Origin of the sequence: Metallococcus carri (assembly GCF_011440275.1) — a bacterium.
Classification (GTDB): Bacteria; Actinomycetota; Actinomycetes; order Actinomycetales; family Dermatophilaceae; genus Metallococcus; species Metallococcus carri.
This window is the reverse complement of sequence record NZ_JAAOIV010000004.1, coordinates 133,198-159,750: the sequence shown is the minus strand read 5'-3', so window position 1 is coordinate 159,750 and position 26,553 is coordinate 133,198. Positions and strand designations below refer to the sequence as shown.

Below are 26,553 nucleotides of genomic sequence, written 5' to 3'. Positions count from 1 at the left end.
GCTCCGGCCGACCGCGCCGCTCCTACGTCGCGGACGCGGCCGACCCTCGCGTGCGTGTTTCGTCAGAAGCCCATTCCACCCATGTCGTCGCCACCCGGAGCGGCCGGGGCGGCCTTCTCCGGCTTGTCGGCGATGACGGCCTCGGTGGTGAGGAAGAGCGCCGCGATGGAGGCGGCGTTCTGCAGCGCGGAGCGGGTCACCTTGGCCGGGTCGATGATGCCGGTCTTGACCATGTTGACGTACTCACCGGTCGCGGCGTTGAGACCCTCGCCCGCAGGCAGGTTGCGGACCTTCTCCACCACGACGCCCGGCTCGAGCCCGGCGTTCTGCGCGATCTGCTTCAGCGGGGCCTCGGCCGCCACCTTCACGATGTTCGCGCCGGTCGCCTCGTCACCCTCGAGCGACAGACCACCGAAGGCGTCCTTCGACGCCTGCAGCAGCGCCACGCCACCACCGGCGACGATGCCCTCCTCAACCGCAGCCTTGGCGTTGCGGACGGCGTCCTCGATGCGGTGCTTGCGCTCCTTCAGCTCGACCTCGGTCGCCGCGCCCGCCTTGATGACGGCCACGCCACCGGCCAGCTTGGCCAGGCGCTCCTGCAGCTTCTCGCGGTCGTAGTCGGAGTCGGAGTTCTCGATCTCGGCGCGGATCTGGTTGACCCGGCCGGCGATCTGGTCGGCGTCGCCGGCACCCTCGACGATGGTGGTCTCGTCCTTGGTGACCACGATCTTGCGAGCCCGACCGAGCAGGTCCAGCTCGGCGGTGTCGAGCTTGAGGCCGACCTCCTCGGAGATGACCTGACCACCGGTGAGGATGGCGATGTCGCCAAGCATGGCCTTGCGACGGTCACCGAAACCGGGGGCCTTGACGGCCACCGACTTGAAGGTGCCGCGGATCTTGTTGACCACCAGGGTCGACAGGGCCTCGCCCTCGACGTCCTCGGCGATGATCGCCAGCGGCTTGCCCGACTGCATGACCTTCTCCAGCAGCGGAAGCAGGTCCTTGATGTTCGAGATCTTCGAGTTGACCACGAGGATGTAGGGGTCCTCCAGGACCGTCTCCATCCGCTCGGTGTCGGTGACGAAGTAGCCCGAGATGTAGCCCTTGTCGAAGCGCATGCCCTCGGTGAGCTCGAGCTCGAGCCCGAAGGTGTTGCTCTCCTCGACGGTGATGACGCCTTCCTTGCCGACCTTGTCCATCGCCTCGGCGATCAGCTCGCCGATCTGCGGGTCGGCCGCGGAGATGGACGCGGTGGCCGCGATCTGCTCCTTGGTCTCGATCTCCTGGGCGTGGCTGGCCAGCGAGTCGGCGACGGCCGACACGGCCTTCTCGATGCCGCGCTTCAGCGCCATCGGGTTCGCGCCAGCGGCGACATTGCGCAGGCCCTCACGGACCATCGCCTGCGCCAGCACGGTGGCGGTGGTGGTGCCGTCGCCCGCGACGTCGTCGGTCTTCTTGGCGACCTCCTTGACCAGCTCGGCGCCGATCTTCTCGTAGGGGTCCTCCAGCTCGATCTCCTTGGCGATCGAGACACCGTCGTTGGTGATGGTGGGGGCGCCCCACTTCTTCTCCAGCACGACGTTGCGGCCCTTGGGGCCGAGCGTGACCCGCACGGCGTCGGCGAGGGTGTTCATGCCCCGCTCGAGCCCGCGCCGGGCCTCCTCGTCGAAAGCAATGGTCTTGGCCATCTGCGATGTCCTCCAGGTGGAGTGCGTAACGGCCTGACCTCGGACGCCCGCGACGGTGCGGACCCTCACCGACGGGCTTACGCGGCCCGTCGAGGACGGCCCTCGCCCTCGGTCAGCTTGTCTGTCACTCTCAAGCCGAGAGTGCTAACGCCATTATTGGCACTCTGGTATGCCGAGTGCAAACGCTCTGGTCACCCGATCGGGCAAAGTCAGGCCGCCGGGTCTGCCGCAGCGGCGTGCTGGGAGAGCGGCATACGTCCGGGGGTGAGATCCCAGACCACCCGGCCGGCCACGACAGCACCCAGCAGTCGATCTCGGTGGACCACCGTGTGGTGGCGTTCGCACAGCAGTGCGCCGTTGTCGAGCGTGGATCGCCCGCCGGCGGTCCACGGCCTCAGATGGTGGGCTTCGCACCAGGGTGGTGGCCGGTCGCAGCCAGGGAAGCTGCACCCCTGATCTCGTTCGCCGAGGGCCACTCGCTGAGCGGGGGTGAACAGTCGCTGCATCCGGCCGACGTCCAGCGGTTCGCTCACCCCGCCGAGCACGACGGGCACGATCTCCGCATCGCAGGCGAGCCTGCGCACGGTGCCGGCGTCGATGATGTCGCCGTATGGCGTGCTGCCCGCCCCGGGCACCCGGGTGGCCGGTTCCGCTGCGCCGCAGGCCGGGCAACAGCCGCTCGAGGCGTACCCCAGCTCACCGATCAGGGTCGCGAGGTCGACGGTGACCACAAGCCGCGCGAGCGCACCGAGGCGAGGCCGGTCGCGGTCGAGCGCGGCTGCGCCGTGGCAGGCGAGCAGCATGAGCGCGTCCAGTCGGCGCTTGCCCGGCGTGCGATCGTCAGGTGCCGTCGTGCCGCTGCCCTGCGGGTCCTCGGTGGGCCGCGGCGCGGAGAAGGCATCGATCGCCTGCTTGAGCTGGGCGGCGTGGGCGGAGGTCAGATCGGCCTCGAGGCGACTCATGCCATTGGGCAGGTCGCTCCACCGCAGCCGCTCGACCGGGTCAAGACGAGCCTCGTCGGCATCCAGCCGATCAGGATCGAACCGGGCGATGATGCGCCGGGTGAGCGCCTTGAGCGTGCTGCGCGACGCACCCGAGCCCAGGGCGAGATACCAGCCGAGCACCTCTGCTCGGTCCGCGTCCGGCAGGACGGCCAGGGCCTGTGGGGCTTCGCGCAGGCACACCTGCGCGACCGACACGCTCGCGGCACCAGATCGCACCGCTCGGGCGACGATCTCGTTGCCGGGCGCGCGGGTGGCGTCAGCGACCTCGCAGATCCGTCGAGCGTGGGCAGGTTCGATGCCGGGCGACCGCCACCCGTCGGCAGCGTCGGCAGCGTCGGCAGGCCCATCGTCACCAACCGGCGCGGCCGGCTGCAGAGGGCCGGCATCGGACGACGGTCGGGACGGATCGCCCTGCGAGGCCGCTGCCAGCCAGGCGGTCGGGCTTGCGGCGGTGGACCGCTGGACGACGCCTCGGTCGATCGCCTCACGCGCGAGGTCGACCAGCACCGCCTCGGACCGCTGCAGCACCGCGAGCAGGTCGACGGCCACGTCGCTCAGCGCATCGTCGCCAAGCTGATGGAGGGCTCCGGACCACTCGCCGAGGGTTTCGACGAACCGCCGCGTCTGGTCCGCCAGCCCAGCCGCTCGACCGGGTGCTGCCGGGACCACCGGCACCGGTGAGGGCCGCAGCGGCTCGTCTGGCAGCCGCGTGTGCTGAGTGAACGACATGACCGAAACCCCCTCCCCAGAGCTCCTTCGTCCACCTCATCATACATCTGTTCGGAGCCAATGGGAAGGCCCGTGCGCCACCAATTTCGTTGTGCCGCAACAGAATCGATCAGGCGCGCAGCAACTCACCCGATTGTCGCATCAGCCACCGACAGAGCACCGAATCACAGCCCGAGCGAGCGCCCCACGATCTCCTTCATGATCTCCGTGGTGCCGCCGTAGATCGTCTGCACGCGGGTATTGAGGTAGGCACGCGCCACCGGATACTCCGCCATGAAGCCGTAACCACCGTGGATCTGCACCGCCTGGTCGACGATCTTCTTCTGCAGCTCGGTGCTCCAGTACTTCAGCCCGGACGCCTCGGCCGCGTCGAGCTCTCCGCTCAGGTGACGTCGCACGCAGTCATCGACATACACCCGGGCGACCCGCGCCTCGGTGACCATCTCGGCGATGGTGAAGCGGGTGTTCTGGAAGGACCCGATCGAGCGGCCGAAGGCCTGGCGTTGCTTGGCGTAGTCGATCGCCATGTCCACCACCCGGTCGATCGCCGCGGCCGCGATGGTCGCGATCGACAGCCGCTCCTGCGGAAGGTTCTGCATGAGCGCGATGAACCCGTCGCCCTCGGCACCGAGCAGGTTGTCCTTGGGCACCTGCACGTCGTCGAAGATCAGCTCGGCGGTGTCCTGCGCGTGCAGGCCGATCTTGTCCAGATTGCGGCCTCGTTCGAAGCCGTCCATGCCGCGCTCCAGCACGATCAGGCTGATCCCCCGGTGCCCGGCGTCCTTGTCGGTCCGGCACACCACGATCACGATGTCGGCGAGGATTCCACTGGAGATGAACGTCTTTCGGCCGTTCACCAAGTAGTGGTCGCCCTTGTCGACGGCGGTCGTCGTGATGCCCTGCAGGTCGCTGCCGGCGCCCGGTTCGGTCATCGCGATGGCGACGACCTTCTCCCCCGAGCAGATGTCCGGCAGCCACCGCTTCTTCTGTTCGTCGGTGGCGAGCTCGAGGAAATACGGCAGGATCACATCGTTGGTGAGGCTGATCGCCAGGCCGGTGGTCTCGGTCGCGACCGACTCCTCGGTGATCACCATGTTGAACCGGAAGTCCGGCATACCGCCGCCGCCGAACTCCTCCGGCACGGCCATGCCGATGAGGCCGGCCTGACCCGCCGCCCGCCAGGCGTCGCGGCTGACGATGCCGTCGGCGTCCCACTGCTCGCGGTGCGGCACGCACTCGCGCTCGAAGAACGCGCGGGCGGTCTTGCGGAAGGCTTCGTGGTCCTCCTCGAAGAGTGTGCGGCTCATGCTGCTTCCTCCTTCGTGGCCCGCGCGCGCAGGCTGTCGGGCACGGCGAACCGGTCGCCATAGCGTTCCCGCAATTCGTCGGCGCGGCGCACGAACCCGGCCACGCCGCCGTCCGGATAGCCGGTGACGAATTGCGCCACTCCCCCGGTCCAGGCCGGATAACCGATGCCGAAGATCGAGCCGATGTTGGCGTCACCAGGTGAGGTGACGACGCCCTCGTCGAAGCACCGAGCCGACTCGATCGCCTCCACGAAGAGCAACCGGTCCTTGATGTCCTCGAACGGGATCTGTTCTGCCGCAACCGGATACAGGTCTGCCAGCCCCGGCCAGAGGCCCCCGCGGCGACCGTTCTCGTCATACTCGTAGAAGCCTTGGCCGGCCTTCTTGCCCGTGCGGCCCCGCTCGACCATCGCGTCCACGACGGCGTATGCCGGATGCTCGCCGGCACCTGCCGCGATCGTCTCGCGCTGGATGCGTTGCATCAGCTCCAGATTGAGCTCGTCGGAGATCTGCAGGGTGCCGACCGGGTAGCCGGCCTGAGTGGCGGCCCGCTCGAGGCTGACCGGGTGGACGCCTTCGGCGAGCATCGCCAACCCCTCACCGGTGAAGGTGCCGATGACCCGGCTGGTGAAGAAGCCTCGCGAGTCCTGCACCACGATCGGCGTCTTGCCGATGGCCAGGACCAGGTCGTAAGCACGCGCGAGCGCCGCGTCGCTGGTGCGCTCGCCGCGGATGATCTCGACCAACGGCATCTTGTCGACCGGTGAGAAGAAGTGCAGCCCGATGAAGTCTTCGGGTCGGTCGACGCCCTCGGCGAGTGAGGTGATCGGCAGCGTGGAGGTGTTGGTGCACAACAGCGCGTCGGCTGCCAGGTGCGGCATCACCTCGGCGAAGACCTGCTGCTTGAGTGCGGGGTTCTCGAAGACCGCCTCCACCACCACGTCGCAGCCGGCCAGATCCGCCGGGTCGGTGGTCGCGGTGATCCGGCCGAGCAACTCGTCGGCCTTCTCCCGGGTGGAGCGGCCGCGCTCGATCGCCTTGTCCAGCAACGACTTCGAGTAGTCCTTGCCACGATCGGCGGCGGCCTGATCGACGTCCTTGAGCACGACCGGCAGCCCAGCCTTGGCCAGCACGTAGGCGATGCCGGCACCCATCATCCCTGCGCCGAGCACCCCGACCTTGGTCACCGAGCGCGGCTCGATGCCGTCCGGTCGGGAGGCACCCTTCTTGATCGCCTGCAGGTCGAAGAAGAAGGCCTGGATCATGTTGGTGCTGGTCGGCCCGGCCGCGAGCTGGGTGAGATAGCGGCTCTCGATCCGCGAGGCGGTGTCGAAGTCGACCTGCGATCCCTCGACGGCGGCGGACAGGATCGCCTGCGGGGCCGGATAGGGCGCGCCCTTCAGCTGGGCGGTGAGCAGGGCCGGCAGCGACGGCAGGAACGCCTTGATCGGACCACCGGCGGGCGTGCCGCCGGGGATCTTGAATCCCGGTGTGTCCCAAGGCTGCACGGCGTCCGGGTGCTCGGCGATCCACGCACGGGCTGCCCGCAGACCGTCCTCGACCGTGGGCACGACCTCGTCGACGATCCCGACCTCTTGGGCCTGGGCCGGCGGATATTGCGTGCCCTGGCCGAGCACCTTCATCAGCGCGTCGGCGAGGCCGAGCATGCGCACGGTGCGGGTGACACCGCCACCCCCGGGCAGCAGGCCCAGGGTGACCTCGGGGGTGCCGAAGCGCGCACCCGGTGTGTCCACCGCGATGCGGTGATGACAGGCGAGCGCGATCTCCAGCCCGCCGCCGAGGGCCGAGCCGTTGAGCACGGCCACGACCGGGCGGCCGAGGGTCTCCAGCGCGCGCAGGTCCGCCTTGACCGACTCCACCTCGGCGAAGAAGGCCGCCGCGGTCGCCGGGCTGACCGACTGCAGGCCGGCCAGGTCGCCGCCGGCGAAGAAGGTCTTCTTGGCCGAGGTGACGATGACGCCGACGATCTCCTCGCGCACCTGCTGCAGCCACTGCACCGCCTGGTGCATCGAGGTGCGGTAGGCGCTGTTCATCACATTGGCCGAGCCGGACGGGTCGTCCAGAGTGAGGGTGACGACCTGGTGGTCGTCGACCTCGATGCGGATCGTCTCGGTGGTCGGTGCTTGCTCGATCGTCATGTCCCTCAAAGCCTTTCGATAATCGTGGCGATGCCCATGCCCCCGCCGACGCAGAGCGTCGCGAGGCCGCGGCGCAGTGATCGCCGCTCGAGCTCGTCGATGAGCGTGCCGAGGATCATCGCCCCGGTCGCGCCCAGCGGGTGGCCGAGCGCGATGGCCCCGCCGTTGACGTTGACGACCTCGTGATCCACACCGAGATCGCGCATGAAGCGCATCGGCACCGCGGCGAAGGCCTCGTTGACCTCGAACAGATCGATATCGCCGACCTCGAGTCCGGCCAGCGCCAGGGCCTTGCGGGCCGCCGGCGCCGGGCCGGTGAGCATGATCGTCGGGTCGGCACCCGAGACCGCGGCCGCAACGATGCGGGCACGCGGGGTCAGCCCGTGGCGGCGGCCGGCCTCCTCAGAGCCGACCGCGACCAGCGCGGCACCGTCGACGATGCCCGAGGAATTGCCGGCGTGGTGGACGTGGTCAATCGCGGGCACCTGGTGGTATTTCGCCAGCGCGACCGCGTCGAAGCCGCCGTCCTTGCCCATCTGGGCGAAGGACGGCTTGAGCCCGGCCAGGGATTCGACCGTGGTCTCCGGGCGGACGAACTCGTCCCGGTCCAGCACCGGGATGCCGCTCTGGTCAACGACCGGCACGAGCGACCGGTCGAACCGGCCGTCGGCCTGCGCCTTGGCTGCGCGCTGCTGACTCTCCACGGCGTATTCGTCGACATCGGTGCGCGACCAGCCCTCGAGGGTGGCGATGAGGTCGGCACCGATCCCCTGGGGCACGAAGCCGGTGGCGAAGGAGGTCTGCGGGTCCATCGCCCAGGGGCCGCCGTCGGAGCCCATCGGCACCCGCGACATCGACTCGACGCCACCGGCGAGGACCAACTGGTTCCAGCCCGAGCGCACCTTCTCGGCCGCGGTGTTGACCGCCTCGAGACCGCTCGCACAGAACCGGTTGAGCTGCACGCCCGCGGTGGTGTCGGGCAGTCCGGCCGCCAGGGCCGCGGTCTTGGCGATATCGGAGCCCTGGTCACCGAGCGGGCTGACCACCCCGAGCACGACATCGTCGATGCCCGTGGGGTCGAGGTTGGGGGCGCGTCGCCGCAACTCGTCGATCAGGCCGGTCACCAACGAGATCGGTTTGATCTCGTGCAGTGATCCATTGGCCTTCCCGCGACCGCGCGGCGTGCGGATCGCCTCGTAGACGAAGGCTTCGGTGCTCATTCCTGGTCTCCCTTCGGCGCGGCGGTGATCACGCCGCTGCTTGTCCATTGGTCGAGTTCGTCTGTGCTGCAACCGATTTCGCGCAACACGTCGTATGTCGAGTCGGTCGCCTCCGCGGTCGGCGGCCAGTCCACCGTGGTCGCGGAGAAGCGGGGCGCGGGCGCCGGATGGCGCAGGCCGTCCCACTCGCGGTAAACCTCGCGAGCGGCGAGCTGGGGGTGGTCGGGGGCCTCGGCCGGGTCGAGCACCGGCGCCACGCAGGCCTCCAGCCCGGCGAAGGCATCGGTCCACTCCTCGAGCGAGCGTTCCGCGATGCGAGCAGCCACCTGCTGCTTGAGCTGCGGCCAGTTCGCCGGGTCGTCACGGTCCGGCAGCCCCGGCATACCGAGTCCGCGGACGAAGTCGGCATAGAAGGCCGGCTCGATCGCGCCGACGCTGAGCCAGCGGTCGTCGGCCGTGCGGTAGACGCCATAGAAGGGCGCGCCGCCGTCGAAGATGTTGCCGCCGGGAGGCGCCGCCCACAGCCCGCTGCCGAGCATCGCCTGGTGCATCGCGGTCAGCAGCGCCGAACCGTCGACGATGGCGGCATCGACGACCTGACCCTCGCCGGTGGCGCGGGCGTGCAGCAGCGCCGCCAGCACGCCGACCGCGAGCAGCATGCCGCCGCCACCGAAATCGCCGAGCATATTGAGGGGCGCGACGGGGGCACCATCACTGCCCACGCAGGGCGCGAGCGCACCGCTCAGCGCGATGTAGTTGATGTCGTGGCCGGCCGAGGCGGCGAGCGGCCCGTCCTGCCCCCAGCCGGTCATCCGGCCGTAAACCAGCCGCGGATTGCCGGCGAGCAGGTCGTCGGGTCCGATCCCGAGCCGCTCGGCCACCCCGGGCCGGAACCCTTCGGTGAGCACGTCCGCACCCTGGACGAGCCGACGCACCAGCTCCGCGCCACCCGGTGCCTTGAGGTCAGCCTGCACGAACCGGCGGCCGCGCAACAGCACCCCGTGCACCGCCCGCTGGGCTGCCGCGTCGTCGCCGTGACGGGCGACGCGGATCACCTCGGCGCCCAAGTCGCCGAGCAGCATGCCGGCGAAGGGTGCCGGCCCGATGGCGCCGAGCTCGATGACTCGCACTCCGGTGAGCGGACCCGCCATACGCGCCTCCTGGATGATTTACTGAACGCTCGCTAAGTTGCTTGTCTAGCACACTGCACCGGGACTCGACAGGGGTTTCGGGACCGCTGTCCTACCGACCGGACGACAAGGAGGGCCGATGGCCGAGCAGCCGATCGCAGCCAGCAGCGACCCGGAGGCGGAGCTGACCCCGATCCTGCGGGCCGCGCTGGAGGAGTTCGTCGAGCACGGTTATGACGGCACCTCAGTGCGCACCATCGCTGCTCGCGTCGGTGTCACGGTGCCGGCGCTCTACTACCACCACGAGAACAAGCAGGCGTTGCTCGCCGAGTTGCTCGACCGGGCGATGGCGGTCGTGGTGCGGCATACCGCCGAGGCGGAAGCGGCCGCCGGGCCGGTGCCGCGCGACCGGATGGCGGCGATGGTGCGCGCGATCGTCGGGCACATGACCAATCACCAGGGCCTGGCCTTCCTCGACGCGGAGACGCGCGCTCTCACCCCGGACAACCGCAAACGCTATGTCGCACAACGGGATCAGATCGAGGACCTGATGCGCTCGTGCCTGCGAGACGGGCTGGCCGACGGGTCGTTCAGCACCCCCTGGGTGGGTGACTGCACCCGCGCGATCCTGTCGATGCTGCAGGGCATCGCCAGTTGGTATCGCGAGGATGGTCCCGACAGCCGCGAGGAGATCGCCGAACACCACGTGCAGCTGGCGCTCGCGCTCGCCGGTGCGGTCCGACCGCCCGCGCCCACGCCGACGGCAGCGCGGCGCACCCGGCGGCGCTGACCGCGTCGTTCGACCTCCTCAGCTGGGTGGCGCGAAACCGTGCTGCCGCCACGCCTCGTAAACCGCCACCGCCACGCAGTTGGACAGGTTGAGCGAGCGACGGCCGGGCAGCATCGGCAGCACCACCCGCTGCGTCACTCGCGGGTGCTGCTGCACCGGCTCGGGCAGCCCGTCCGCCTCGCGCCCGAAGAGCAACACGTCCCCGGGTTGGTAGGAGATGTCGGTGTATGCCGTCTGGCCGCCGGCCGTGAAGGCGAAGACGCGCGCGGCCGGCAGGGACGCCATACAGCTGTCGAAATCGGGGTGCACGCTCACCTGCGCAAGATCGTGGTAGTCGAGCCCCGCGCGACGTAATTGGTTGTCCGCCAACGTGAATCCGAGCGGTTCGACCAGATGCAGGGACACTCCGGTGCAGGCGGCGAGGCGGATCGCGTTGCCGGTGTTGGGCGGAATCTGCGGCTCGTGCAGGACGACGTGAAGCACGCCAGGCATTCCACCACGACCGGGGCGCGGCATGATGAGCGCACCGACGACGAAGGAGAACGATGAACCGCTTCGAGGGCAAGACCGCGATCGTGACCGGTGCCAGCCGCGGCATCGGCCGAGCGATCGCCGAGCGTTTGCACGCCGAAGGCGCCAACGTGCTGATCACCGCCCGCGGCGAGGAGACGCTGCGCGAGGTCGTCGAGCAGCTCGGCTCCCGCGCCAGCTATGTCGCGGGCAAGGCCGACGACCCCGCGCACCGCGACGAGGTGATCCGCACGGCCCTGGAGACCTTCGGCAGCGTGGACCTGATGGTCAACAACACTGGCATCAACCCGGCCTACGGTCCGCTGCTGGATGTGCCGCTCGAAGTGTCGCGAAAGATCTTCGAGGTCAACGTGATTGCCGCATTGGAGTGGGTCAAGGCGGTGCACTCGGCCTGGATGGCCGAGCACGGTGGCGCGATCGTCAATGTCGCCTCGATCGCCGGTCTGCGGCCAGCGCCGGGCATTGCGATGTATGGCGTGAGCAAGGCCGCCCTGATCCACCTCACCGAGGAGCTGGCGGTTGAGCTCGGACCGACGGTGCGCGTCAACGCGGTGGCACCGGCGGTGGTCAAGACCGACTTCGCCAAGGCGCTCTACGAGGGCCGCGAGGAGCAGGTGTCCAAGCCCTATGCGTTGAAGCGGCTGGGCGTGCCGGACGACATCGGCTCCGTGGTGGCCTTTTTGCTGTCCAGCGACGCGGGCTGGATGACCGGTCAGACGCTGACGGTCGACGGTGGAGTGCTGCTGGGCGGCGGCGTCTGAAGCGCCCCGCCGGCCGCCCCGGATCGTGCTGCGATCAGTCGCCGGATCGGGCGTCGAATCAGTCGTCGAATCAGTCGTCGAAGCCGAGGCGGCGGGCGTTGCGCTGCCGCATGCGGGCCGCGCGCAGCCGGCGCAGGCGCTTGACCAGCAGCGCATCGGCCTTGAGCGCCTCGGGGTTGTCGATGAGAGCGTTGAGCGCCTGGTAGTAGCGGGTCGAGCTCAGTCCGAGCTGCTCGCGGATGGCGTCCTCCTTGGACCCCTGCAGCTTGAACCAGGTGCGCTCGAAGTCCAGGATCTGGCGTTCCTTGGCGGACAGCTCTGCGCCGTCGGTGTGGACGGTCTGCTCGGCGGCACCCATGGACAACCTTTCCTCGTCGGCTCTCGTCTGCCGCCGATACTAGGCGGCAAATGACACCGTTGTCATTCCGCGCGGCGTGGCGTGACGGGTGTGACTCATGAGGTATGCCGTGGCGGGGCGCCGTCTCCCGTGTCCGCAGCAACGCACCACCGCTCGTGCGCAACTGCGGACACACCGGCATACCCGACCCACCGGCATACCGGCTCAACCCCGCAGCGCACCCACTCCGAGCACGGCCGCGATGCCGAGGGCGGAGCGCGGCTCGTAGGCCACCCGCCACAGTCCCCCGTGCGCGGCGTGCGCGGCCTCGGCCGGCCAGCCGACCGGCAGCGCACCGACGCCCCCGGTGCGCAGGTCGTGCACCATCAGGGCGGCCATCAGCGACGACGACGTCGAGGGGTCGAAGACTTCGACGCCGAACCGGTGGGCTCCGGCATACGCCGCAGCGAGGGCACGGTTCTTGGTGACCGAACGGGTCCGCGTTGGCGGGGCGATGTTCATCGACACCAACCGGCCGTCCGCGGCTGCCGCCGTCGCGCGCCAGCGGTGGATTCGCTTGGCCAGCAGGTAGTTCGGGCCCTGCTGCGGCACGATGCTGTCGCTGATCGAGATATCGGCGCCTGGCGCGTATTGCCGCTTGAGCAGTCGGCCACCGCTCAGCGCGCGCAGTGGGCCCCGCACCTTGGCCAGGAACGCCCGGTCGTAACTGTCGTTGGCCTGCGCCACCGCCGCCGCCGGCACGACGAAGACGTCCGTGGGGGTAGCGAGGAAGCTCAACGCGAGGTCATCCCGGCGATCGAGCAGATGCTGGGCGAGAGCGTCGGTCGCCGCCGAGAGGCGCAGGTTGGTGGCACCGTCGGCATACACGTAATTGCCGAGGACCAGCGGCGCCGGACGATCGGCCAGCCACGCGCCGACTCGACCGAGGTCGTGCAACAGGTCCGCACCCACCACCCCGTCGGTCATGGGTGCGGTGAGCGTGCCGGCACCGGCGGCCGCGAGCTCGAAGGTGCGATCCCACAGGTCCTGCCGCGGCAGATCGACGGCGACGACCTTGGCACCCCACCGCAGCAGCGAACGCAGCGGACCCATCTGCGAAGTCGCACCAAGCACGACGAACTCGCGGTCGCTCAGGTCCAGCCAGTCGGGATTGTCCAGCACCGCCTCGACCGCGGTGGCGACGCCAGGCTCGACAACACCGCGGGCAACCCAGTCGCTGACTTGAGTGCGAATGTCGTTGCCGCGCAGCCGTTTTCCCTTGTACGGCAGCGTGAACTCGCGGTCGGGCGCCGCGTCACCGCGGACGGTGGTCTCCTCCAGCCGTGGTGCGCCCGCGGTGTCGAAGGCCGCGGCGAGCTCCCGGTCACCCTGCTCGCCGTCGGGCAGCCAGCACATGCGCTCGTGCACCGAGGACAGACCGTCGCGCGCGACCTGGACGGCGTCGTCGGGCTTGACCAGCCCGACTTCCACCAGGCGGCGGAAATGCTTGAGGTATGCCGACCGCCAGCCGGTCTCGCGGGTGACCGCGGCGGCTCCCGGCGGATCGACCGCCTCGAGCGCGTCGGCCACGACCCCACGCCCGAAGGCACTGGTGGACCGTTCGTCCTTGCCCTCGGCCATCGCCTCGGAGGAGGACACCGGGAAAACGACCCCGGAGCTGTGGTTCATCGCGATGGCTCCCTTCTGCGGCGCGGGCTGCGCCTGTCCGCCGACTCAACCACGCCGACGAGGTGACCCGCGAGTACTCCAGCGCAGCGCCGGGTCGCGTCCGGCCGCCTAGGCTGCCAGGGTGCACGACGAGCCACCGACCACGGGAGCCCGGCGGGCGCGGATCGCCGACGTGGCGCGCGCCGCCGGGGTCTCCGCGACGACGGTGTCGCACGCGCTCAGCAACTCCGGGCGGGTGAGCGAGCAGACCCGCGAGCGGATCCTGCGGGCGGCCGAAGATCTCGGTTACCGGCCGAGCCCGCGCGCCACCGCGTTGCGCAGCGGGCGGTCCCGCACCATCGCGGTGGCCTCCTCGATGTCCGCTGCGGTCGCCGGCGGGGCCGCCCGCCAAGGGTTTTATCTCGAGGTCGCCGCCGCGGCCGCGGAGCGAGCGTTCGACTATGGCTATGCGCTGGTGCTCGTGCCGCCGATTCCCGACGAGCTCATCGAGACCCTCGGTCACCTGTCCGTCGACGGCCTGCTCGTGGTCGAACCGGCGCAGGACGACCCGATCGTCCGGCTGGCTCGCCGCGACGGCGTGCCGTTCGTCTCGATCGGCAGCTTCCCGGGCGCGACTGACGCCGAGGAGCAGATCGATCTGCAGTCCGATACGGCGGCCGAACTCGTCATCGACCATCTGGTGCGCGCCGGAGTGCGGCGGCCCGCCCTGATCGTGGGCGATCGTCCGCGCACCTCGTATGCCGCGATCGAGCACGCCTACCGCCGGGCGGCCGACGACCACGGCTGGCCACCGGTGGTGGAACGCATCTTCGAAGCAGACGGCGAGGACGGCGGACGGCAGGCCGCGACCCGATTGCTCACCGCCGATCCGCAGACCGATGCGATCATCGCCTGGGTCGACGCTTTCGCGGTCGGGGCGGTGCAGGCCGCGACCGCGCTCGGTCGCACGCCTCCGGCGGTGCGGATCGTCACGCGGTTCGACGGTCCGCGGGCCCGCGCGAGCGAGCCTGCCGTGACCGCGGTGCGACTGCATCTGCCCGAGGCCGCGACCGCGGGCGTGGACGAGTTGCTGCGACTGTTGGGCGCGACGACGCAGCCGCGAGCGCCGATCCCCAGGCCGGAGCTGGTCTTCCGCGCGTCCTCACCGGACCATCAACAGCAGGCCTGACACCACCGCGAAGATCAGCACGAACATCCGCAGCCGTGCACTCGAAATGCGTTGGTGCACCATCGAACTCAGCCACAGCCCGATCGCGAGCGCCGGCACCAGCGCGGCCGCGCTCGCCATCGCCGAGGTGCTGCCCTTGCCCTGAATGAGCAGCAGGGCCAGCGAGACGATCTCGCCCACGAGGAAGCAGGCGGCCACGGTGGCGCGCAACTCCGGAGCCGGGCGGTGCTGATAGGCGAGCGCGAGCGGCGGCCCACCGACGCCGGTGGCCGTCTCGGTCACCGCCGTCACCGCGCCGGCGCCCAAGTAGACACCTCGCCCGGGCTTGAAGTCCGGAGCCAGCAGGCTCACCAGCGCCGCGAGCACCGTCGAGCCACCGATCAGCAGCCCGAGCTTGTCCGCGGGCACGATCGCGAGCACCCACACGCCGAGCGGGGTGCACAGGATCCGGGCCACGCTCACCCAGCGCACCCCGCTCCAATCGATGGCCCACCGCTCGCGCCACAGCACAAAACCGTTGAGCGGCAACATCAATGCCAGCAGCGCGACCGGCATCAGGTCGGCCGCGACGAGTCCGGCGACCGGTGCGAAGACCAGGGCGAAACCCATCCCGCCGCTGCCCTGGACGAAGGCACCGACGATGACGGTGACGGCCAGGAGAAGGAAAGCGGCCGTCATACCGGACGCCTGGGGGACAGTCCCGCGCGCTGCGACACGGCCCGCGACGCCGACTCCGCTTCGTCGAGCAGGTCCGCACCGCGTGCCCAGGTCGGTTGCCCGTCGACCACCCGCGGGCGCCCGCCGGTCACGACCGCGCGCACCAGGTGTTGGTGCCCGGACCGCACCAGCTGCCAGGCCAGGTCCACGGCCGGGATCAGCTCCGGGGTGCGCACGTCGACCAGCAGGAAGTCCGCGGCGAACCCCGGCCGGATCGACCCGGTCACGTCCGCGACCCCGACCGCATCGGCTCCCCCACCGGTCGCGGCGGTCAGCCAGGTGCGGCCGCATCCGGCGAATGGGTCGCCGGCCGCCATCGCATAACCGAGCCGGTATGCCGATTCGGCCGCCTCCATCAGCCGGAAACCGTCACTGCGCGTGCCGTCGGTGCCGAGCGCCGTCCGGGCGCCGGCAGTCTGCAAGGCCAGGGCGTCGGCCACCGCGTTGCCCTTCCACATGCTCGCAATCGGGTTGTAGGACCAGGCCGCACCACTGTCGGCGAGGATGCGGCGCTCGGTGGTGGTCAGCATCGTCGCGTGCGCCGCGAGCAGCCACGGACCGACGGCACCGGCGGCGCTCAGATGTTCGAGCGGTCGCCGGCCGGTCGAGAGCAAAGAGCGTTCGACGCTCGCCAGATGCTCGTTGAGGTGGACCTGCAGCACCGCGCCGGCGTCCTCGCACAGACCGGCCAGCGCCTTCAGCGTCGCGTCGGTGGCCAGTTCGGGAACGGCGACCGCGAGTGACGGTCGCACCCACGGGTCGGTCTCGAACCTCGCCAGGTGGCGCTCGGCGGCCGCGAGCACGGTCGCCGAGTCCTGCGCGGCCGGCCCGCGGTCGTGGCAGATGAGCCCGAGCACGATCCGCAGCCCGGCTGCCCGAGCGACCTCGGCGACGACCTCGAGGTCGTGCCCGCTGCGCGAGCCGGCATCGGCGACCGTGGCGAAGCCACCGCGCTGCGACTGCCAGGCAGCGTGCCGGGCACTGGTCGCCAGCTCATCCTCGGTGAGCGCGCCCTCCAACGGAATCCACACCCGTTGGAAGACTTCGGATGGCTCGCCGAAGGCAAAGGGGGCACCGAGGCTTTGGGACAGGTGGTGGTGGGCGTCCACGAAGGCCGGCAGCAGGGCCGTGTCGGCGGCGGCATACACCGGCAGGTCGCTCGGCAGGTCGGTGACGGCACCGACCCAGTCGATCTGCTCCCCGTCGACCACGATCGCCCGCTCCCTCGCGAACTCGCCGTCGTCCCAAAGGTGACCGGGCGCAACGGCATACCGCTGCGGCGGGCTGGTCGGGAACATCGCTCAATCCTCCGTGGTCGTGGCGTCGGCCGCACGACGGCGGGCAAGTGGCCCGTGGTTCAGCACCGCGTTGAGCAGGACGGCGCTGAACGTGCTCACCGCCACCCCGCTCTCGGCGAGGATGCGCAGGTTGTCCGGCAGAGCGGCATACGGCGCGGGCAACAGGATCGGGATGAGTCCGAGGCCCAGCGAGACGGCGACGACGAACATCGTCGCGTGATCCTGCAAGGCGCTGCGGGCGAGCATCTGCACGCCGAGCACGATGATCACCGCGAAGACGACCACCGAGGTGCCACCGACCACCGCATCGGGCACGGCGCGCAGCAGCCGCGGGATCGGCGCGATCAGACCGACGAGGATCAGCACGACGCCCGCGGCGACCGTCACGAAACGACTGCGCACACCGGTCATCCGCACGATGCCGACGTTCTCGCCCGAGGTGACCATCAACGGCATACCGAAGAAGCCGGCGGCCGTCGAGACCAGCGCGTCGCCGCGGATCGTGCGTGGGGCGTCGACCCGCAGCCGGGGCTCGCGACCGACGGCCTCGGAGTTGATCACGGTCTGCCCGGTCGCTTCGGCCATTGACGCAATTGAGAAGAGCAGCAACGGAATTGCCGCGATCAGGTCAAAGCGGGGCGGGCCGAACGGCAACAGCGTCGGCAGCCGCACCAGCCCCGACCCGAAGACATCGACCGAATGCGTCTTGCCCATGAGCACCGCGACGACCGTGCCACCCGCGAGGCCGATCATCGGCGCCACCCGGCGGATGACGCCCCGGCCGAGCAGCACCGCGGCGACGATGATGGCGATGGTGATCAGCCCGAGCACGACCGAACTGCCGTCGCCATATCCGGGTTTGCCGGGTTGGCCGAACATCAGCTTCGCGCCGACCTGCACCAGGTTGATGCCGACGACGGTCATCATCGTGCCGATCACCAGCGGCGGGAAGAAGCGCAGCAGCCGGGTGAAGACCGGCACGATCAGGAACATGATCAGCCCGGTCAGCACCACCGCGCCGGTGGCGACGCGGGCGTCATGGGCCTGGGCGATGCCGATGAACAAGATCACCGGCGCGCCGCCCGGCAGCATGACGAACGGCAGCCGCGAGCCGAACGGGCCGACGCCGACCGACTGCACGATCGAGCCGATGCCGGAGAGCACCAGCGAGGCGGCGAGCAGTTGGAGGGTGATGTCCTGCTCGAGGCGAAGCACGGCCGAGATGAGGAAGACGCTGGAGATCGGGGTCGCCGACATCACCAGGAAGTGCTGCAGCCCGAAGAGGATGGTGCGGCGCAGGGGGCGCACCGCATCGAGTTCGGCCGGCCGGACGGGTTCGGCGGTGTGCGTGCTGATCATGGGCGCTCCTCGGTGCCAAATCGATTTGGCAAACTCTGCTCGCCCTGCTTGCGGCGCGTCAAGACGCGCGGCGGATATATCGACATCCGTAGTAAAGGAATGTGGCGGCTATGGCGCGCTTAGGGTGCTAGCATTCGAGCATGTCGACTGAACACGGTGATGCCGCCGCCAAGGTGCAGTTCAACGTCTACCTGCCCAAAGACCTCGTCATCGCCACCAAACACCGGGCGATCGACGACGGCTCCAGCCTCTCCGCCCTGGTCGAACGCGCCCTGCGCGCCTACCTCGAGGAGTCCGCATGATCACCGCCCAAGCGATCCGCTTCAGCAACGACGTGGCCGCGATGCGGGCCTTCTGCGAGACGCTCGGCCTGGTCGCGACCGTCACTAGCGACGACTGGGCGGTCATGCACTCCGACCAGGGTGACCTGCTGCTGCACGGCACCCGCACGGCGACGCCGGGACACGTTGCGGGACAGACGGATCTGACCTTCGAGGTCGACGATCTGATGCCGTATGCCGAGGAGTTCGGTGGCCTGCCGGTCGACGAGGCCTACGGCCGTTCGCTGCTGGTCACCGACCCGCTGGGTCTTGAACTGACGCTCAACGAGGCGCAGTACGACTTCTACGGCTACGCGACCCACGACGTCACGCCCGACCCGGCGATCAGTGTGTGCCCCGTCCGGTTCACCGACCCCGCCGGCCCGTATGCCGACTTCCTGCGTCGCCTGGGACTTCGCCCCGAGGGCGGCGACGACTCCTTCGCCAGCTTTGCCGCCGACCGGGGCAGCGTCGGGCTGCACGTGGCCCGGCCAGGTGAATTCGAGCAGTACGTCCTCGGCAGCGGCGCGGCGGTGCACCTGACCTTCGGCTCGACCGGCGACCCGCAGGAGCTGGCCGACCGGTTGCGGTCAGCCGGTCACGAGGTGCGCGTCGACACCAGCTTCGGCACGATGCTGGAGATCCGTGACCCGGATGGCTGGCTGGTGCAGGTGCACTCCGGCTGAAACATCCTCAGGCCATCGAGTCCAGGATGCGGGTGATATCCGCCTCGGTCGTGCGCGGGTTGACGATCGCAAAGCGCGCGAGCGTCTCACCGTCATGGGAGGTCGGCACCACGAAGGCTGTCTGCTCCGCGAGCAGCCGGTCACTCCAGCGTTGGTAGTCCGCTGGCGACCAGCCGACCCGCCGGAAGACGATCACCGACAGCGTGCGCTCGTGCACGACCTGCAGATAGTCGCGCCGGGCGATCTCCTGCTCGGCGAAATCCGCCACCTCCAGTGTCCGCTCGATCGCGGCCGTGTAGGCGTCAGTTCCGTTGGACACCAACGAAAACCAGAACGGCAGGCCGCGCGCCCGCCGGGTCAGACCGATCGAATAATCGGTCGGATTCCAGTCCGGCGCCTCGGTCAGCACATCGAGATATGAGGCGTGCTGGGTGTGCGCCGCACGCGCCAGCGTCGGGTCCCGATAGAGCAGGGCGCAGCAGTCGAACGGAGCGAACAACCACTTATGCGGGTCGACGATGAAACTGTCGCACCGCTCGACCCCGGCATACCTCCCCCGGATGCTCGGAGCGGCGAGCCCGGCGCCGCCATACGCGCCGTCGACGTGGAACCAGAGACCGAACTCCTCGCACACGTCGGCGACACTCGCCAGGTCGTCCACGACCCCGAAGTTGGTGGTGCCCGCGGTCGCGACCACGGCGAAGAACGACTCCGGACCTTCGTCGATGAGCACCTCGCGCAGCCGTTCGCCCGTGAGCCGCAGGTCCTCGCCGACCGGCACCTGCACGAGCTCGGCATCCATCACCCGGCAGGCCGAGGCGATCGAGGAGTGCGAACCGACGGTCGCGGCGACGCGATAGGGGCGCGTCGTGGTGCGGGCCCGGGCGGTCTCGCGGGCCGTGACCAGCGCGGACAGGTTGCCGATCGTGCCGCCCTGCACGAACGATCCGCCGGAACTCTTCGGCAGCCCGACCAGGCCGGCGATCCAGCGCAGGGCCTGGTTCTCGGCATACACCGCTCCGGCGCCCTCGAGCCACGAGCCGCCGTAGATCGAGGACGCGCCGACGACCAGGTCGAACATCGCGGCCTCGCGCGTGGGCGCGCAGGGGATGAACGACAGATAGGACGGGTGATCGATCGACAGGCACGCGGGTGCGAGCTCGTTCTCGAAGAGCTGCAGCGCCGCCTCGCCGCCGATGCCGCCGGCCGTCAACGCCTCGCCGGCGACGGTGTCGAGTTCGGCGACGGTGCGTGGCCGGTCGAGCGGCACGGGGTCCAGGGCGAGGCGCTCTTGCGCGTACTGCAGGATCTGGCGCCCCAGCTGTTCGGTGACCTCGGTGTACTCGTGCACGGGTCGGAGTGTAGGTGCCGCGGCTGACCTCGCCGCACGCGCGTAGATTGACCGGTATGACGGCCCGCCCCCTCACCGAGCTGGTCCACCCGAGTTGGGCTCCCGTCCTGGAGCCGGCCGCTGAGCATCTCACCGCATGTGGCGAGTTCCTCCGGGCCGAGCTGGCCGCCGGTCGGCAATACCTCCCCTCGGGCGACGCGGTGCTGCGTGCCTTCCAGCAGCCGCTCGACGACGTGCGCGTGCTGATCGTGGGGCAGGACCCCTATCCCACTCCGGGGCACGCGGTGGGCCTGTCGTTTTCCGTTGCGCCGCAAGTGAATCCGATCCCACGGTCGCTGGCGAATATCTACACCGAGATGGAGTCCGACCTCGGTGTGCCGCGACCGTCGACGGGCGATCTGTCCCCGTGGGCGGATCGCGGAGTGCTGCTGCTCAACCGGGTGCTGACCGTTGCGCCCGGCCGTCCCGCCTCGCACCGCGGCCGCGGATGGGAGCACGTGACGGCCGCCGCGATCAACGGGCTGGTCAACCGCGGCGGCCCGCTCGTGGCGATCCTCTGGGGGCGGGACGCGCGCAATCTCGCGCCGCATCTGGGCTCCGTGCCGTATGTCGAGAGCGCTCACCCCTCGCCGTTGTCGGCCCACGGTGGATTCTTCGGATCACGCCCGTTCAGCCGGGCCAACGCGTTGTTGCAAGAGCAAGGAGCCGAGCCGATCGACTGGAGGCTGGAGTGAGCTGGGGACGTTTCGTTGCCATCGGGGACTCGTTCACGGAGGGGATGAGTGACGCCGATCCCGCGGCGGAGAACGCTTACGTTGGGTGGGCGGATCGGCTGGCCGCGCGACTTGCTGCCGAAAACGCTTCTGCCGCAAAGGATTTCGGCTACGCAAACCTGGCCGTGCGTGGGCGGTTGCTCGGCGATGTGGTCGGGCCACAGCTCGACGCCGCGCTGGAGATGCGACCCGACCTGGTCTCGATCGTCGGCGGCGGCAACGACATCCTGCGACCCAAGGCCGATCTCGACCGGATCGCGGATCGGCTGGAGGAGGCGGTGATCAGGGTGCGCTCCACCGGCGCCGACGTGCTGCTCGCCACCACCGCCGACCCCGGCAACGCGCCCGTGCTGAAGAAGGTGCGCCCACGCACCGCCATACACACGGCCAATGTCTGGGCGATCGCTCAGCGACAGGGCGCGCACGTCCTCGATATCTGGTCGATGCGCGTGCTGCGCGACTCGCGCATGTGGGCGGCCGATCGGCTGCACCTGTCGACCGAGGGCCACATCCGAGTCGCCGCCCAGGCGTGGTGGGCATTGGGTTTCCGTGAGGGACAACGGGATTGGACCGATCCGCTCCCACCGGCGCCCCCGCTCAGCCGCCGTGACTCACTGCAGGCCAACGCGGTGTGGGCCAAGGAATATCTGGCGCCCTGGGTGCAGCGTCGATTGCAGGGCCGCAGCTCGGGCGACGAAGTGACTCCGAAGCGACCGACCCTCGGCCCGATCTAGCGATATGCCGCAGGTGCCGCTCTCGCTCGCCGCTTCAGCGGTGCTCAGCGTGGTCGCGCAGGGACCGACGCATGGTTTTGCCATCGCGCGGCTCTTCCGAGAGGACGGCGAGCTCGGCCGGGTGTGGGCACTCCCCCGGCCGGCGATCTACCGCGAGCTGGGACGGCTGGAGGAGCGCGCGCTCATCACGGCCCGGCGCAGCGAGCACGGCGATGCCGGGCCGGACCGCCGGGTGCTGGGGGCCACTGCTGCCGGCCGCGCACTCGCTGCCGCCTGGCTGTGTGCACCGGTCGAACGGGTGCGTGAATTCCGTTCGGAGTTCCTCCTCAAGCTCGCGCTGCACGAACGGGCGGGCAGCGACCCCGGTCCGTTGCTCGCCGCTCAGCGCTCGGTTTTTGCGCATCGCGTGGACGATTTGCGAGCGGCAGCCCGCGCAGCAGAGGGCTTCGACCGGCAGCTGTTGTTATGGCGAGCACTGTCGACCGAGGCCGCGCTGCACTTCCTCGACGAGACGACTGGACTGCACTAGTCACAGTGTGACTAGTGTGAGCGTCGGGCCCCGCACTCGACAGGAAGTCACCATGAAGCGCTCCGTCTCTGCCATCGCCGTCGCCTTGGTTGTCACCGCCTCGGCCGGTGTCTCGGCCTGCGGCTCGTCCGACGCGAGCGGCAAGCGCGGCACGATCACCGTCCTCGCAGCCTCCTCACTCACCGAGGCGTTCGGCCAGCTCAAGACCTCGCTGGAGCGGCAGAATCCCGGGCTGACGATCAAGATCAGCTATGCCGCGAGCTCCACGCTGGTGACGCAGGTCAACAACGGCGCGCCCGCCGACGTGGTCGCGCTGGCCGACACCACCAGTGCACAGCAGTTGTCGACGACGTCCAAGAAGCCGACCATCTTCGCCACCAATCGACTGGAAATCGCTGTGCCACCGAGCAATCCCGGTGCGGTCACCGGCCTCGCGAGCCTTGCCAAGGCCTCGACCAGCGTGGTGCTGTGCGCGAAGCAAGTGCCGTGCGGGCGCGCAGCGGACAAGGTGCTCACCCGGGCCGGCATACGTCCGCAGGTGATCTCCTACGAGGCCAATGTCAAGGCCACCCTGGCGAAGGTCAGGACGGGTGACGCCGACGCCGCGGTGGTCTACGCGACCGACGTCGCGGCGGCTGGCTCGGCGGTCAAGGGCGTGCCGATCCCCGCGGCGCAGAACACCGTCACCCAGCTGCCGATCGTGCAACTCACCGACAGCCCGGATGCAGCGCTCTTTGTGTCCGCAGTGACCTCGGCGTCGGGTCGAAAGACATTGCAGTCCTTCGGATTTGGTATGCCGTGAGCGTGCGGGCAAGCGCTGTCCGGTCGCCTCTGGTGATCCCCGCCGCCGTCGCGGTAGCGATCCTGGTGGTGCCGCTCGCCGCGCTGCTCGTGCGGCTCGACTGGGCCTCGCTGCCCGCTGACCTGCGCACTGCTGGCGCTGCGGAGGCGCTCTGGCTGTCGCTGCGGACGACCCTGGTGACCACGTTGCTGTGCGTGGCGCTTGGCACGCCGCTCGCGTGGCTCCTCGCCCGGGCTGAGTCCCGCTGGGCCTCGCTGCTGCGCGCGCTGGTGACGGTGCCCTTGGTGTTGCCACCCGTGGTCGGTGGCGTGGCCCTGTTGCTCACCTGGGGCCGGCTCGGGCTGATCGGCGGGCCACTCGACTCCTGGGGAATCACATTGCCCTACAACTGGATTCGCGTCGTTATCGCGGAGACCTTCGTGTCTCTGCCGTTCTACGTGCTCGCCGTCGAGGGGGCGATGGCTGCGCTCGATCGACGGTATGACGACATCGCGGCGACCCTCGGCGCGTCGCCGGCGCGGACCTTCCGCACGGTGGCGGTGCCGCTGGTGCTGCCCGGCATCGCTTCGGGCGCGACGCTGGCTTGGGCCCGGGCGCTGGGTGAGTTCGGTGCGACGATCACCTTCGCCGGCTCCTTCCCCGGCATGACGCAGACCGCACCGCTGGCGGTCTATCAAGCGCTCGACGTCGATCAGAATGCCGCGACCGCCCTCGCCTCGGTAATGCTCGTGGTGTGCGTGGCCGTGCTCGCTCTCCTCCGCGGCCGGTGGCTGCGATGAGCCTGCACGTGACCGGCCGCGCGACCTACGCCCCCTCCCCGCGAAACGTCACTAATTCCCCGCGAAACGTCACCAATACCTCGCGAAACGTCACTAGTTCCCCGCGAAACGTCACTAATGCCTCGCGAAACGTCACTAGTTCCCCGCGAAACGTCCCTGCTCACCCGCCGAGCGGCGAGTTATCGCCGCCCGAGCGGGCAGTCCTTCGCGGAGGAGCCGGTGGCTTCACACTCCACATCGACCTCGAGGTAGGCCCCGGTGAGGTGCTCGCCCTCCTCGGGCCGAATGGCTCCGGCAAGACCACGCTGCTGCGCACCATCGCCGGCCTGCACCCGCTCGACGGCACACTCACGGTGGACGGCGAACATTGGTCCGACCGGAGCCCGCAACAACGATCGGTCGGCCTCGTGCTCGCCCAGCCACTGCTCTTTCCCCACCTCTCGGCCCTCGACAATGTCGCCTATGGCCTTCGATCGCGGGGTCACCAGCGCGCGGCGTCGCGACAGCGTGCATACGCCGAACTCGCCGCCGTCGGCATGGAATCCTTTGCGGCGCAACGCCCTTCGCAGCTGTCGAGCGGCCAGGCAGCTCGAGTCGCACTGGCGCGCGCGCTCGCCCCGGGCCCTAAAGTCCTGCTGCTGGACGAGCCGCTTGCGACCCTCGATCCCGCGACGCGCAGCGACATCCGCGGCATGCTTCGAGACCGACTTCGCGGCTATCCGGGGTGCACGATTCTCGTCACCCATGACACGCTCGACGCGCTCACCGTCACCGACCGGCTGTGCTTCCTCGAGGGCGGTCGTATCGTCGCCACGGGGTCGCCGCGAGAGGTCGTCGCTCGCCCCACCACCCCGTATGCCGCGCGCATGGTCGGCCTCAACCTCCTCGCGGCCGAGGTGATGGACGGCCGGGTCCTGGTGAACAGCAACGAGATTCAGACATCGGCGCGCATTGGTGACGGAGCCGCGTGGGTCGGCATACGGCCCTCAGCAATCTCCCTGTGGCCGGCTCCGCCGCACGGTTCGCCACGCAATCTGTGGCAGCTCATTGTCGACGGCATCGAATTGTCAGGCCAAACCGCGCGGGTTGCCCTGACCGGTGCGGTCGACGTGGTCGCCGAGGTGACCACGGCCGCGGTTGCCGACCTGGATCTTCGGCCGGGCGCGCCCATCTGGGTTACGGTCAAGGCGACCGAGGTGGACGTCTACCCCAAGACCGGAGGTGCGTGATCGACGCCGTGCTGATCTTCGACGGAGATTGCGGATTCTGCACTCGCACAGCGCGTTTCGCCGACCGTTTCGTCAGTGCGGGCCGCTACCAGGTCGCCGCATGGCAGGAGCTCGACCTGCCCGCTTTCGGCCTCACCCCGCAGGAATGCACCGAAGCGGCACAGTTCGTCGATGATCAAGGCCGAGTGAGTGCGGGGCACCGGGCGATCGCCGCCGGCCTCACGCATGGCCGGGCTGTATGGCGCCCGCTGGGTCACCTCATCGTGACGCCCGGCATCGAAGCCCTGAGCGCCCGCGCCTATGCATGGGTCGCGGCGCACCGTTACCAGCTGCCCGGAGGCACTCCGCAGTGTGCGATGCCGAACGCTAGCTGAGCGCGGCTTTGATGGCAGCGGCGAAGGCGTCCACGTCCTCCGGCATGGTGTCCCACGCACACATCCAGCGAACCTCTCCGGTCGCTTCGTCCCAGAAGTAGAACCGGAAGTCCTCCATCAGGCGGCGGGAAACCTCACGCGGCAGGATGGCGAAGACCGCATTGGCCTGCACCGGCCGCGGCACCGTCAAACCCGGGATGTCGCGAACCGCGGCGGCCAGACGGGCAGCCATTTCGTTGGCGTGCAACGCGTTTCGCTTGAAGAGGTCATCGGTGAGCAGCGCCTCGAGCTGCACCGACACGAAGCGCATCTTCGAGGCGAGTTGCATCGAGGATTTACGCAGAAACTTCATCCCGTGCACCGCCTGAGGGCGCAGCACGACGACGGCCTCGGCGAGCATCGCGCCATTCTTCGTGCCGCCAAAGGACATGATGTCCACCCCGGTGTCGGTCAACATCTCCTTGAGCGAGACACCCAGCGTGGCAACGGCATTGGCGATCCGCGATCCGTCAACGTGCACCAGCATGTCGGCATCGTGAGCAGCCGAGGTGATCGCCCGGATCTCGTCGACCGAGTATGCCGTGCCGAGCTCGGTGGTCTGGGTAATCGAGACGACCTTGGCCTGGGCGGCGTGTTCATCGTTCTTGCGGATGGCGACCGACGCCACCAGCTCAGGGGTGAGCTTGCCCTCCGGTGTCGGCACGGTGAGCAGCTTGAGGCCGGCCATGCGCTCGGGTGCTGCGCATTCGTCGACGTTGATGTGGGCGGTCGCGGCACAGACGACAGCCTCCCATCGCTCTGTGCACGCCTGCAGCGCAACGACATTCGCCCCCGTGCCATTGAACACGGGGAACACCTCGACGTCGGTGCCGAACTGCGCACGCATGACGTCTTGCAGGCGCTCGGTGTAGACGTCCTCGCCGTAGGCGACCTGGTGGCCGCCGTTCGCCACTGCCAACGCGGCAAGCACATCAGGGTGAATGCCGGCGTAATTGTCGCTGGCGAAGGAGCGCAGGTTGGGGTCGTGCAGCTGCTCGAGTCCGGTCACCTTCGGATCCTCTCACTGAGTTGTCCTGGCCCCGACGCGGG

26 protein-coding genes are annotated in these 26,553 nt (G+C 69.5%); 12 read left to right on the top strand and 14 right to left on the bottom strand.

Annotation, left to right across the window (positions count from 1 at the left end; all coding sequences use genetic code 11):
• Positions 1–62: 62 nt before the first annotated feature.
• The 6 genes from groL to G9U51_RS07330 form a co-directional block, all read right to left on the bottom strand.
• A complete protein-coding gene (groL, locus tag G9U51_RS07355) occupies positions 63–1,688 on the bottom strand; it encodes a chaperonin GroEL (protein WP_166195403.1) in 1,626 nt (541 codons plus the stop codon).
• A gap of 209 nt (positions 1,689–1,897) precedes the next feature.
• A complete protein-coding gene (locus tag G9U51_RS07350) occupies positions 1,898–3,421 on the bottom strand; it encodes an HNH endonuclease signature motif containing protein (protein WP_166195400.1) in 1,524 nt (507 codons plus the stop codon).
• Positions 3,422–3,585: 164 nt separating this feature from the next.
• Positions 3,586–4,728, bottom strand: a complete 1,143-nt coding sequence (locus tag G9U51_RS07345) for an acyl-CoA dehydrogenase family protein (protein WP_166195397.1) — start codon at positions 4,726–4,728, stop codon at positions 3,586–3,588.
• Positions 4,725–6,887, bottom strand: coding sequence for a 3-hydroxyacyl-CoA dehydrogenase NAD-binding domain-containing protein (locus G9U51_RS07340; RefSeq protein ID WP_166195395.1), 2,163 nt, complete (start codon positions 6,885–6,887; stop codon positions 4,725–4,727). The genes G9U51_RS07345 and G9U51_RS07340 overlap by 4 nt, the downstream gene beginning before the upstream one ends.
• Positions 6,888–6,892: 5 nt before the next feature.
• On the bottom strand, positions 6,893–8,107 hold the full coding sequence (locus tag G9U51_RS07335; protein WP_166195392.1) for an acetyl-CoA C-acetyltransferase: 1,215 nt from the start codon (positions 8,105–8,107) through the stop codon (positions 6,893–6,895).
• Complete coding sequence (locus tag G9U51_RS07330) at positions 8,104–9,258, bottom strand: CaiB/BaiF CoA transferase family protein (RefSeq protein ID WP_166195389.1); 1,155 nt, start codon at positions 9,256–9,258, stop codon at positions 8,104–8,106. The genes G9U51_RS07335 and G9U51_RS07330 overlap by 4 nt, the downstream gene beginning before the upstream one ends.
• 118 nt (positions 9,259–9,376) lie before the next feature.
• Here G9U51_RS07330 and G9U51_RS07325 point away from each other — a divergent pair, with 118 nt between their 5' ends.
• Positions 9,377–10,027, top strand: coding sequence for a TetR/AcrR family transcriptional regulator (locus G9U51_RS07325; protein ID WP_166195386.1), 651 nt, complete (start codon positions 9,377–9,379; stop codon positions 10,025–10,027).
• An 18-nt stretch (positions 10,028–10,045) separates the two neighbouring features.
• On the opposite strand, the gene G9U51_RS07320 is transcribed toward G9U51_RS07325, so the two are convergent.
• On the bottom strand, positions 10,046–10,510 hold the full coding sequence (locus G9U51_RS07320; RefSeq protein WP_166195383.1) for a tRNA (cytidine(34)-2'-O)-methyltransferase: 465 nt from the start codon (positions 10,508–10,510) through the stop codon (positions 10,046–10,048).
• 62 nt (positions 10,511–10,572) lie between these two features.
• Here G9U51_RS07320 and G9U51_RS07315 point away from each other — a divergent pair, with 62 nt between their 5' ends.
• Complete coding sequence (locus tag G9U51_RS07315; protein ID WP_166195380.1) at positions 10,573–11,319, top strand: SDR family oxidoreductase; 747 nt, start codon at positions 10,573–10,575, stop codon at positions 11,317–11,319.
• 70 nt (positions 11,320–11,389) lie between these two features.
• On the opposite strand, the gene G9U51_RS07310 is transcribed toward G9U51_RS07315, so the two are convergent.
• Both G9U51_RS07310 and G9U51_RS07305 read right to left on the bottom strand, forming a co-directional pair.
• Positions 11,390–11,677 (bottom strand): DUF3263 domain-containing protein, encoded by a 288-nt coding sequence (locus G9U51_RS07310; protein ID WP_166195377.1) that lies wholly within the window; start codon positions 11,675–11,677, stop codon positions 11,390–11,392.
• A 204-nt stretch (positions 11,678–11,881) separates the two neighbouring features.
• Positions 11,882–13,345 (bottom strand): hypothetical protein, encoded by a 1,464-nt coding sequence (locus G9U51_RS07305; protein WP_235945666.1) that lies wholly within the window; start codon positions 13,343–13,345, stop codon positions 11,882–11,884.
• A 121-nt stretch (positions 13,346–13,466) separates the two neighbouring features.
• On the opposite strand from G9U51_RS07305, the gene G9U51_RS07300 reads away from it, so the two are divergent.
• Positions 13,467–14,513 carry a LacI family DNA-binding transcriptional regulator gene (locus G9U51_RS07300; RefSeq protein ID WP_166195373.1) on the top strand — a complete coding sequence of 349 codons (1,047 nt, stop codon included), beginning with the start codon at positions 13,467–13,469 and terminating at the stop codon, positions 14,511–14,513.
• Here the strand turns inward: G9U51_RS07300 and G9U51_RS07295 are convergent.
• From G9U51_RS07295 to G9U51_RS07285, 3 genes are read right to left on the bottom strand one after another with little or no spacing between them, the layout of a single operon-like run.
• Positions 14,487–15,191 carry a sulfite exporter TauE/SafE family protein gene (locus G9U51_RS07295; RefSeq protein ID WP_166195369.1) on the bottom strand — a complete coding sequence of 235 codons (705 nt, stop codon included), beginning with the start codon at positions 15,189–15,191 and terminating at the stop codon, positions 14,487–14,489. The two genes, G9U51_RS07300 and G9U51_RS07295, sit on opposite strands and share 27 nt — an antisense overlap.
• Positions 15,188–16,528, bottom strand: a complete 1,341-nt coding sequence (locus G9U51_RS07290) for an amidohydrolase family protein (protein ID WP_166195366.1) — start codon at positions 16,526–16,528, stop codon at positions 15,188–15,190. Before G9U51_RS07290 ends, G9U51_RS07295 begins: the two co-directional genes overlap by 4 nt.
• Positions 16,529–16,531: 3 nt before the next feature.
• A complete protein-coding gene (locus G9U51_RS07285) occupies positions 16,532–17,887 on the bottom strand; it encodes a uracil-xanthine permease family protein (RefSeq protein ID WP_166195363.1) in 1,356 nt (451 codons plus the stop codon).
• Positions 17,888–18,027: 140 nt separating this feature from the next.
• On the opposite strand from G9U51_RS07285, the gene G9U51_RS07280 reads away from it, so the two are divergent.
• Positions 18,028–18,189 (top strand): ribbon-helix-helix domain-containing protein, encoded by a 162-nt coding sequence (locus G9U51_RS07280; RefSeq protein WP_166195360.1) that lies wholly within the window; start codon positions 18,028–18,030, stop codon positions 18,187–18,189.
• The gene (locus tag G9U51_RS07275; RefSeq protein WP_166195357.1) at positions 18,186–18,893 is read left to right on the top strand and encodes a hypothetical protein; all 708 of its coding nucleotides are present in this window, start codon (positions 18,186–18,188) and stop codon (positions 18,891–18,893) included. Before G9U51_RS07280 ends, G9U51_RS07275 begins: the two co-directional genes overlap by 4 nt.
• A 7-nt stretch (positions 18,894–18,900) precedes the next feature.
• Here G9U51_RS07275 and G9U51_RS07270 read toward each other — a convergent pair whose 3' ends face one another.
• Entirely contained in the window at positions 18,901–20,244 is a 1,344-nt protein-coding gene (locus G9U51_RS07270) for a pyridoxal phosphate-dependent decarboxylase family protein (RefSeq protein WP_166195354.1), read from the bottom strand.
• A 56-nt stretch (positions 20,245–20,300) separates the two neighbouring features.
• On the opposite strand from G9U51_RS07270, the gene G9U51_RS07265 reads away from it, so the two are divergent.
• From G9U51_RS07265 to G9U51_RS07235, 7 genes are all read left to right on the top strand, one after another.
• Positions 20,301–20,978, top strand: coding sequence for a uracil-DNA glycosylase (locus G9U51_RS07265; protein ID WP_166195351.1), 678 nt, complete (start codon positions 20,301–20,303; stop codon positions 20,976–20,978).
• Positions 20,975–21,751: an SGNH/GDSL hydrolase family protein gene (locus G9U51_RS07260; protein WP_328823365.1), complete on the top strand. Its 777-nt coding sequence runs from the start codon at positions 20,975–20,977 to the stop codon at positions 21,749–21,751. The genes G9U51_RS07265 and G9U51_RS07260 overlap by 4 nt, the downstream gene beginning before the upstream one ends.
• A gap of 4 nt (positions 21,752–21,755) precedes the next feature.
• Positions 21,756–22,280 carry a PadR family transcriptional regulator gene (locus tag G9U51_RS07255; RefSeq protein WP_166195345.1) on the top strand — a complete coding sequence of 175 codons (525 nt, stop codon included), beginning with the start codon at positions 21,756–21,758 and terminating at the stop codon, positions 22,278–22,280.
• Positions 22,281–22,332: 52 nt separating this feature from the next.
• Positions 22,333–23,082 (top strand): molybdate ABC transporter substrate-binding protein, encoded by a 750-nt coding sequence (gene modA / locus G9U51_RS07250; RefSeq protein ID WP_166195342.1) that lies wholly within the window; start codon positions 22,333–22,335, stop codon positions 23,080–23,082.
• Between the two features lie 32 nt (positions 23,083–23,114).
• Positions 23,115–23,861: an ABC transporter permease gene (locus G9U51_RS07245; RefSeq protein WP_328823364.1), complete on the top strand. Its 747-nt coding sequence runs from the start codon at positions 23,115–23,117 to the stop codon at positions 23,859–23,861.
• A 236-nt stretch (positions 23,862–24,097) separates the two neighbouring features.
• Positions 24,098–25,090 (top strand): sulfate/molybdate ABC transporter ATP-binding protein, encoded by a 993-nt coding sequence (locus tag G9U51_RS07240; RefSeq protein WP_328823376.1) that lies wholly within the window; start codon positions 24,098–24,100, stop codon positions 25,088–25,090.
• Positions 25,087–25,464 carry a thiol-disulfide oxidoreductase DCC family protein gene (locus G9U51_RS07235; RefSeq protein ID WP_166195333.1) on the top strand — a complete coding sequence of 126 codons (378 nt, stop codon included), beginning with the start codon at positions 25,087–25,089 and terminating at the stop codon, positions 25,462–25,464. The genes G9U51_RS07240 and G9U51_RS07235 overlap by 4 nt, the downstream gene beginning before the upstream one ends.
• On the opposite strand, the gene G9U51_RS07230 is transcribed toward G9U51_RS07235, so the two are convergent.
• Entirely contained in the window at positions 25,457–26,512 is a 1,056-nt protein-coding gene (locus G9U51_RS07230) for a threonine aldolase family protein (protein ID WP_166195330.1), read from the bottom strand. The genes G9U51_RS07235 and G9U51_RS07230 overlap by 8 nt on opposite strands.
• Positions 26,513–26,553: the final 41 nt, after the last annotated feature.

What these genes read in the sequence shown, in the direction of transcription:
- G9U51_RS07340 (WP_166195395.1), bottom strand. Translation starts at nt 6,887, where the DNA reads ATGACGATCGAGCAAGCACCGACCACCGAGACGATCCGCATCGAGGTC.
- G9U51_RS07265 (WP_166195351.1), top strand. Translation starts at nt 20,301, where the DNA reads ATGACGGCCCGCCCCCTCACCGAGCTGGTCCACCCGAGTTGGGCTCCC.
- G9U51_RS07295 (WP_166195369.1), bottom strand. Translation starts at nt 15,191, where the DNA reads ATGACGGCCGCTTTCCTTCTCCTGGCCGTCACCGTCATCGTCGGTGCC.
- G9U51_RS07315 (WP_166195380.1), top strand. Translation starts at nt 10,573, where the DNA reads ATGAACCGCTTCGAGGGCAAGACCGCGATCGTGACCGGTGCCAGCCGC.
- G9U51_RS07280 (WP_166195360.1), top strand. Translation starts at nt 18,028, where the DNA reads ATGTCGACTGAACACGGTGATGCCGCCGCCAAGGTGCAGTTCAACGTC.
- G9U51_RS07325 (WP_166195386.1), top strand. Translation starts at nt 9,377, where the DNA reads ATGGCCGAGCAGCCGATCGCAGCCAGCAGCGACCCGGAGGCGGAGCTG.
- G9U51_RS07310 (WP_166195377.1), bottom strand. Translation starts at nt 11,677, where the DNA reads ATGGGTGCCGCCGAGCAGACCGTCCACACCGACGGCGCAGAGCTGTCC.
- G9U51_RS07290 (WP_166195366.1), bottom strand. Translation starts at nt 16,528, where the DNA reads ATGTTCCCGACCAGCCCGCCGCAGCGGTATGCCGTTGCGCCCGGTCAC.
- modA (WP_166195342.1), top strand. Translation starts at nt 22,333, where the DNA reads ATGAAGCGCTCCGTCTCTGCCATCGCCGTCGCCTTGGTTGTCACCGCC.
- groL (WP_166195403.1), bottom strand. Translation starts at nt 1,688, where the DNA reads ATGGCCAAGACCATTGCTTTCGACGAGGAGGCCCGGCGCGGGCTCGAG.
- G9U51_RS07275 (WP_166195357.1), top strand. Translation starts at nt 18,186, where the DNA reads ATGATCACCGCCCAAGCGATCCGCTTCAGCAACGACGTGGCCGCGATG.
- G9U51_RS07350 (WP_166195400.1), bottom strand. Translation starts at nt 3,421, where the DNA reads ATGTCGTTCACTCAGCACACGCGGCTGCCAGACGAGCCGCTGCGGCCC.
- G9U51_RS07345 (WP_166195397.1), bottom strand. Translation starts at nt 4,728, where the DNA reads ATGAGCCGCACACTCTTCGAGGAGGACCACGAAGCCTTCCGCAAGACC.
- G9U51_RS07335 (WP_166195392.1), bottom strand. Translation starts at nt 8,107, where the DNA reads ATGAGCACCGAAGCCTTCGTCTACGAGGCGATCCGCACGCCGCGCGGT.
- G9U51_RS07305 (WP_235945666.1), bottom strand. Translation starts at nt 13,345, where the DNA reads ATGAACCACAGCTCCGGGGTCGTTTTCCCGGTGTCCTCCTCCGAGGCG.
- G9U51_RS07285 (WP_166195363.1), bottom strand. Translation starts at nt 17,887, where the DNA reads ATGATCAGCACGCACACCGCCGAACCCGTCCGGCCGGCCGAACTCGAT.
- G9U51_RS07255 (WP_166195345.1), top strand. Translation starts at nt 21,756, where the DNA reads ATGCCGCAGGTGCCGCTCTCGCTCGCCGCTTCAGCGGTGCTCAGCGTG.
- G9U51_RS07330 (WP_166195389.1), bottom strand. Translation starts at nt 9,258, where the DNA reads ATGGCGGGTCCGCTCACCGGAGTGCGAGTCATCGAGCTCGGCGCCATC.